The organism is Moorena sp. SIO3I6 (assembly GCF_010672095.1).
In genome coordinates, this window is record NZ_JAAHHU010000259.1 from 1 (window position 1) to 6711 (window position 6711).

The window sequence follows — 6711 nt, forward strand, 5'->3', positions numbered from 1 at the left end:
GCGGTGGTTGTACTGTTTTAAGCAGCGGTGACAAGTCAAGGTAATGATCGTTTCTGCTTGAGCACAGACCTCCAGGTAATTTCCTTGATGAGCCACTTGCACTTGACCTCGAACTGGGGTCAGTGTCTGTAAATCCACCAAGAATTGATTGACCGGAGTTACTTCTGTGTGCTCTGGTAATTTGAGCAACTCAGGAATATATATCGCCTCCATAATGCTTATCCTTTGCAGTTGACTGTTAAGCGTTGATGGTTAACCTTGAGCTTCTCAAACACTCATAGGACTTACGCATTTGCCCCCTAAATCCCCCAATATTGGGGGACTTTGACATCATTACCCCCCAATATTGGGGGGCTAGGGGGGCGAAATCCACTTAAGCGCGTAAGTCCTGACTCAGCAAAAAGCGACCATTTATAGACTTAAATAGTTATATAGAGTTAATGCATTATGTTAGCCAGGTGATGGGAAGAATCCCAAGTGCAATCAGCAGTGAGAGGGGTAAAACTCTTAATCTGTCAATACCTGCGACGCACCACCAGTCGTCGGTCTGGCTCTTGCCCTCGACTAAGAGTTTCTAAATCCTCAAAAGCCTTGAATAGGGTATGGACTTGACGCCGCTCTGCTGCCGATAGGGATTTCAATTCAAATTCTTTCCCGGTCTGACGGACTTTCATAGCAGCGTGTTCAGCGATCGCTTGAAGTTCCACTTGCCGTCTGGCTCGATAGCTATCGATATCGATAACGTAAACGGCTTGTTCTTCCTCTTCATGACCCAAGTTAAGGAGGGAATTTGCTAAGTACTGGATAGAATCGATAACTTCCCCTTCCCGACCAATTAAAGTTTGAGTGTCTTTCGAGGTCAGTTGACTATTATCGATTGTCAACCAGTAGCTGGGTCGCTCTCCTAGGGGAGCGTCACCATCAGCTACCTCTATACTGGCGGGCAATCGAGATAAGCGCAGGAGTTCTTCTAACCACTCTTTACCACGCTCCTGATGTTGATTTACCATACTAACTTGATGCTTTTTTCTTTGAACGCTTGGGCTCAAAAGGCAATGCCTCTCGACCCTCTCCAGACTTAGCTGCTTGTCTTTTTGCCTCTTTTTCCTGCTGCTCAACTATTTCTTGCAAATTCTCTGGCAGAGGTTCTCTCGATAGAATGAAAGTCTGGATAGTTTGAAATATATTAGCTACAACAATATACATCAATACCCCAGCTGGCAGGGGAAAGAATAAGAACATGCCAGAAAACAATACTGGAGTAATCTGATTAACTACCTTTTGCTGGTCACCGGCTTGCCCTGCACCTGCACCTGAACCAGACAACAGCTGGTTGACGTACAAACTGATCCCAAAGAAGAGAATCATACCTACGATATCCCAGTGGATAGTGCCATCGTCATCAAAAGCACCCACTCTTCCTAAAGCATCAATAAATAGAAAGCCTTTGTTAGCAGCTATTCCCGTTAAGGTTCCCTGAAGCTTTACCTCTCCAGGCATCAGGGCTTCTAGTGTCCCATCTTCAAGAATACGTAAGCGGTCTTCTCCGTTGACTATTTGCCAAGTGGGAGTGATATCGGTTTCTGGATGCTGAGCAATTAGTTGATTTAAGGGTTGACCTTCAACAGTTTGAAACTCTACTTTGGTTTTTTCCCCAACTACCAGCTTATTTCCTGCCGGAAGTAGGGCGATGACTGGTTCATGTAAGCCATCGGTAATGTAAATATTTTGGGGTTTGGTGGTAAAGACTTTAGGCTGGATATATTCCAGCTGTTCTTGGGGAAAAATTTGTAAGTTGACGTCGTAGTTAATGTTTGCAAAGGGTGATCCCCGCAAGGTCGCAAATAGGGCAAACAGAACCGGCATTTGTACCAACAGTGGCAAACAACCGGCTAGGGGGTTGCCAAACTCTTGGAACAGCTTACTCATTTCTTCCTGCTGTTTAGCCGGGTCATCCTTGTAGCGCTCTTTTATTTCGTCTTGCCGCTTCTTCATCAAGGGTTGGGTGACTTTCATGCGCCTCATGTTGCGAATGGAGCCAGCATTAAGAGGGAAGAGGGCAAAGCGAATCACCAGGGTCAAGGCTATTATGGCTAAACCATAGCTAGGCACAATCCCGTAAAAGAAATCCAGGATTGGCAGCATGATGTTGTTGGAGATAAATCCGATACCAAAGTCCATTCGTTTGACGTTAACCTAGGCGCTATTGTAAAGTTTTCTGTGTCTAATGTAACTAATCTCCGTCCCTATGCGGTTCGGGTTTCCGACTTTTATCAGGTATATCTACTGACATCAAGGAGTTGAACCGATTTTGGTGGCCAGATGTAGGAAAGGGAAGACTAGATCAGGGCAAGGGACCGATGTCAAGGTTTTCTTGGCAATGTTCTGTCTACATCATTTTGATGGCACTAACGGCTTTGCCTGTTTTGTCTGCTGCTCGTTCGGCAATGTAGTCGTAAATTTCTCTAAAGCGCGGTATTGCGCGCATTTCCAAACGGCTACCATCTTTTAGGGTAACGACAATATCTCCCCAAGTTCCTATACCACGGGGAACTGTGGCAATCTTTGAAATTTCAGAATAGATCACATCTGAGCGATCGCGTCCCCGCCAACCCCCAGTTATTGATATGCGGCGGCTGGTAATCCGATACCGTAGCCATAGAGCCCTGACAATAGCAGCTACGGTTAGAGGTATGAATATAATCGTAAATGCCAACAATATGCTAATGATCAGATCTCCCCGGTGAGGGCCACCCTCATAAAATACATCTTCTCTAATGCCCATCCAACACCTCTGCTTTTACCAACAACTTTTCTAATTCTCTCAAAAGTTGTGCATATTCGCACTCTCTGGCTTCTGGTTTTACTATTACGACTAGTTTCCAACCGGGGGATAGGCGTGGTAATAACTGCCTGAGGGCGGCTCGAAGTTGCCGCTTAATCCGATTTCTAACAACTGCTTTCTTACTGACTTTTTGGCTGATGGAGATGCCAAGACGGGAGGGAGGGTGATTGTTTGATAGGGATTTTTCTGGCGCAATGGTTTCTTTGGCAATCGCGGGAATAGTACTCTGTTGTAAACCCCGTAATGTTAGGTAACGCCCTGAACGACGAATACCTGAGCGATATACTTGCTTAAAATCTCGCCAGTGCTTAAGTCGATTGGCTTGAGGCAATCCCAATGCTTAACTCTAATCCTTGATTAATATCAATTCCTTGAGCAAGATAAAGGCAGAAGAGCCACTGGAAATGGCTGTTTCTTAACCTTTTACCTTTCACTTGCAGCAGGTCGGCATCAATGCTTGGATGACTAGACCGAGAGACGACGCCGTCCCTTGCTTCTGCGAGCTCTAATCACATTGCGACCATCTTTGGTGCGCATCCGGGCACGAAAACCGGATTTTCTTTTTTGCTTACGGTTGGTTCCGCCTAGAGTGCGTTGAGTCATGGGTTTGCTGGAGGAATACTATTAACGAATACTATGAAGGATTGATTGCCAACTATAGCTGATTGTTGATCATACCATGTCAAGGGGTGATCTATCAAGCCAAGCGATCAGTTATCAGTTATCAGCTATCAGCTATCAGCTTAAGCGCTACGCGCACGCTACGCGAACAGTTATCAGTTATCAGTTATCAGTTATCAGCTATGAGCTATCAGCTATCAGCTAATGAGTTAGGTCACAGGCTAGAAGCCTGTGCCACTGACCGCTGACCACTGACCGCTGACCACTGACCGCTGATGGCTGACCACTGACCACTGACCACTGACCACTGAATGCTTACACCCCTTAGATAGTTTAGTCCTGCCATGGTGTACTAGGGGATGGCTCCTCTGTGGAAATCACCTTGAGTAAATTCCGAAGACCTTGATTCCACTGTTCTAGTTTTAAATAGTCGGTCATTTCAATTTCCTCAATTAAGCAGTTAAGGGATTCATCAAGATTAGCTAGCTCTAGGATTTTCGCCATCCGATTTGCTTCTAATTCAGACAAAACCGGAAGAGCTATTAGCTGGCGATACTCTTCCGCTAATTTAAGATTTTTTTTACCGAATAAAGTGTTGTCAACCTCGTTACCAGTGAGTTCGTCATTAAAATTAGTACCTAAGGCTCTTTCAATACTAATTAAAGTTTGTGCTAATTCCTGATCTTGCTCATCGGTGTAACTACCAGTGTCTTCAGCCAGATTCAGCTTAATACCAGAGTTGATTAGATTTTGAAAGTCAACGGTATCACGACCTTCTCCACCGTCGAAGTGGTTGGAACCGCCACTGTCTCGGAAAGTGTTATTTCCTGCACAATTAACACAAAAAGTCTGTTTATCATCACCCTCTAAACCAAAGAACATGTTGTCAACCTCGTTACCAGTGAGTTCGTCATTAAAATTAGTACCTAAGGCTCTTTCAATACTAATTAAAGTTTGTGCTACTTCCTGATCTTGCTCATCGGTGTAACTACCAGTGTCTTCAGCCAGATTCAGCTTAATACCAGAGTTGATTAGATTTTGAAAGTCAACGGTATCACGACCTTCTCCACCGTCGAAGTGGTTGGAACCGCCACTGTCTCGGAAAGTATCATTTCCTGCACCACCGACATATTTGTCATCACCCTCTAAACCAAAGAACATGTTGTTAGCTTCGTTACCGATCAGTTCGTCATTAAAATTAGTACCTACTGCTTTTTCAATACTAATTAAAGTTTGTGCTACTTCCTGATCTTGCTCATCGGTGTAACTACCAGTGCCTTCAGCCAGATTCAGCTTAATACCAGAGTTGATTAGATCGTGAAAGTCAACGGTATCACGACCTTCTCCACCGTCAAAATAGTTAACACCGGCACTGTCTCGGAAAGTATCATTTCCTGCACCGCCTTGGAGGACATCATTACCACTATCACCCCAAATTCGATCATTCCCAGCGCCACCTTGAATTACATCGTCACCTTCTCCACCAAAGAGTTGATCATTCCCTTCATTTCCTTGGATTACATCATCACCCTGATCTCCAGAAACTACATCATTACCTCCCTTTCCAAGAATTACATCGTCACCTTCTCCACCAAGGAATAATTTATCATTGCCTTGATTCCCTTGTTGGATTACATCATCACCCTGATCTCCAGAAACTACATCATTACCTCCCTTTCCAAACAAATTATCCCCTTCCCGTTCTCGAAAAATATCGTTTTCAGGGAGATATTCTAAATTATATTGGTTGAGTTTTCCTACACTAATTGCCATTTTTTTATTTACTCCAATAATGGAATAGAGCGTTTTTCATAACTATAAGGTACACAGGTTTTTTCCCTGTTTATTCTTCTGTGTTCCCTGTTTAATAAAAGCCAGTAATCTTTACCTCACCCAATTAAAAAATGCTGTATTGATGCTAACAAATTAAGATTACAGCGTTTTTCATAACTATGATTCACCTGAGGGGGTGAGATACTTTATAAAAGGTATTGAATACCGGATAATACTTCTTCGTAAAATCCTTTACAAGTTAAGGAATTACTTCAGTAAAGTTTCATTGATTGCATTTAATTAGTTTACTTAATGCTATTAATAATAGTAACATATTTTATCAATTGTATGTCCTTATTTATAAACAGTTAACAATTATGTTTTTAAACAAAGATCGGGGCAATCAAAGTAGGAATGCCCCTAAGCATTTTCCCCCCTGATTAGCTATCGCTAATCATAAGATTTTGTTTATTGATGATCAGCTTTAAGCTCAAAAAAGTTTTCGCGCAAACGCTTTAGGGCACGATTACCTCGCTGCCTGGCAGACGCCTCAGTCACAACTTCTCCGTTAGAAGCTAGATGGCTCACTACTTGTTGCCAAGATAAGCCTTCTATGTGCCGTAACACCATTAGCTTGTTGTCCTTTGGCTCTAACTTTTGAAGAGCTAGCTCCAACAGCTTTAAGTCTTCATCCTTAGAGTTTGCCGAGGAAAGGCTATTGCTGGCTTCTGGTGCTAGTTGATGCTCTATGAAATTAGAGTCCCATGACTGCTGTTTTTTTTGTTCCCGGCTCATTTCACGGATTACATTAAAAGAAGTTCCCCTGATCCAGGCTCTATGGTTTTTAATCTCTTGGCCAGATTCTAGCCGTTTTATTCCCCGTAAATAGGTTTCATTAATTACCTCGTAGATTTGGTCATCCGGTAAATTAAATTGGCGTAGTTTGGACTTGATTACGTTGAATAATGCAGCATAATATTTTGCTTCCTTCGTTTCTAAAGAGGTTTGGTTAAATAAATTTTTAACCGCTGATTCAAACTTTTTTCGAGGGTTTAAAGTTTTTTTTATCGTCATTGAAAACGTTTTCATTACTTATAATATAAATTAATTTTTACCTACTTGCTACTCCCTGAAACTCATAATAAAAGTACTTAATAAAATTTATAATTGCTATATCAATTCTTCTATGCTGACCTTACAAAATACCTCATATTTGTACTTATTTTAATTTTCATGCAAAATTAAAATTGATACTTTTCTGATTATTTTTAATTTGAAAATGTTACTATAGCGTTTATAGGACTCATGAGGTACACATAATTGTTTGACTATTGGCTCTTACCTGCTCCCTGCTCCCTGCTCCCTGCTCCCTGCTCCCTGCTCCCTGCTCCCTGCTCCCTGCTCCCTGCTCCCTTCTCCCTGCTCCCTACTCCCTGCTCCCTGCTCCCTGCTCCCTACTCCCTGCTCCGCTG

Annotated in this window: 9 protein-coding genes and 1 pseudogene; 1 reads left to right on the plus strand and 9 read right to left on the minus strand. The window is 42.7% G+C overall.

Annotated elements, in window-relative coordinates:
- From F6K49_RS33230 to rpmH, 6 genes and pseudogenes are all read right to left on the minus strand, one after another.
- Positions 1-213, minus strand: a pseudogene (locus tag F6K49_RS33230) (DUF177 domain-containing protein); the annotation flags it as partial.
- Positions 214-515: 302 nt separating this feature from the next.
- A complete protein-coding gene (locus F6K49_RS33235) occupies positions 516-1049 on the minus strand; it encodes a R3H domain-containing nucleic acid-binding protein (RefSeq protein WP_364303117.1) in 534 nt (177 codons plus the stop codon).
- Positions 1012-2181 carry a membrane protein insertase YidC gene (yidC, locus tag F6K49_RS33240; RefSeq protein WP_075901672.1) on the minus strand — a complete coding sequence of 390 codons (1170 nt, stop codon included), beginning with the start codon at positions 2179-2181 and terminating at the stop codon, positions 1012-1014. Before yidC ends, F6K49_RS33235 begins: the two co-directional genes overlap by 38 nt.
- A 208-nt stretch (positions 2182-2389) precedes the next feature.
- On the minus strand, positions 2390-2785 hold the full coding sequence (locus F6K49_RS33245) for a PH domain-containing protein (RefSeq protein WP_293017280.1): 396 nt from the start codon (positions 2783-2785) through the stop codon (positions 2390-2392).
- On the minus strand, positions 2775-3182 hold the full coding sequence (gene rnpA / locus F6K49_RS33250; protein WP_293062522.1) for a ribonuclease P protein component: 408 nt from the start codon (positions 3180-3182) through the stop codon (positions 2775-2777). The genes F6K49_RS33245 and rnpA overlap by 11 nt, the downstream gene beginning before the upstream one ends.
- A 128-nt stretch (positions 3183-3310) precedes the next feature.
- Entirely contained in the window at positions 3311-3448 is a 138-nt protein-coding gene (rpmH, locus tag F6K49_RS33255) for a 50S ribosomal protein L34 (RefSeq protein WP_044494288.1), read from the minus strand.
- A 62-nt stretch (positions 3449-3510) separates the two neighbouring features.
- On the opposite strand from rpmH, the gene F6K49_RS33260 reads away from it, so the two are divergent.
- Positions 3511-3714: a hypothetical protein gene (locus tag F6K49_RS33260; protein ID WP_293103524.1), complete on the plus strand. Its 204-nt coding sequence runs from the start codon at positions 3511-3513 to the stop codon at positions 3712-3714.
- On the opposite strand, the gene F6K49_RS33265 is transcribed toward F6K49_RS33260, so the two are convergent.
- From F6K49_RS33265 to F6K49_RS33275, 3 genes are all read right to left on the minus strand, one after another.
- Positions 3681-3812 carry a hypothetical protein gene (locus F6K49_RS33265; protein WP_293047124.1) on the minus strand — a complete coding sequence of 44 codons (132 nt, stop codon included), beginning with the start codon at positions 3810-3812 and terminating at the stop codon, positions 3681-3683. The two genes, F6K49_RS33260 and F6K49_RS33265, sit on opposite strands and share 34 nt — an antisense overlap.
- Positions 3800-5239, minus strand: a complete 1440-nt coding sequence (locus F6K49_RS33270; protein WP_293103529.1) for a calcium-binding protein — start codon at positions 5237-5239, stop codon at positions 3800-3802. Before F6K49_RS33270 ends, F6K49_RS33265 begins: the two co-directional genes overlap by 13 nt.
- Positions 5240-5707: 468 nt before the next feature.
- Positions 5708-6313, minus strand: coding sequence for a sigma-70 family RNA polymerase sigma factor (locus tag F6K49_RS33275; protein WP_293103532.1), 606 nt, complete (start codon positions 6311-6313; stop codon positions 5708-5710).
- Between the last annotated feature and the right edge of the window lie 398 nt (positions 6314-6711).

What these genes read in the sequence shown, in the direction of transcription:
- yidC (WP_075901672.1), bottom strand. Translation starts at nt 2,181, where the DNA reads ATGGACTTTGGTATCGGATTTATCTCCAACAACATCATGCTGCCAATC.
- F6K49_RS33245 (WP_293017280.1), bottom strand. Translation starts at nt 2,785, where the DNA reads ATGGGCATTAGAGAAGATGTATTTTATGAGGGTGGCCCTCACCGGGGA.
- rpmH (WP_044494288.1), bottom strand. Translation starts at nt 3,448, where the DNA reads ATGACTCAACGCACTCTAGGCGGAACCAACCGTAAGCAAAAAAGAAAA.
- F6K49_RS33265 (WP_293047124.1), bottom strand. Translation starts at nt 3,812, where the DNA reads ATGGCAGGACTAAACTATCTAAGGGGTGTAAGCATTCAGTGGTCAGTG.
- F6K49_RS33270 (WP_293103529.1), bottom strand. Translation starts at nt 5,239, where the DNA reads ATGGCAATTAGTGTAGGAAAACTCAACCAATATAATTTAGAATATCTC.
- F6K49_RS33275 (WP_293103532.1), bottom strand. Translation starts at nt 6,313, where the DNA reads ATGACGATAAAAAAAACTTTAAACCCTCGAAAAAAGTTTGAATCAGCG.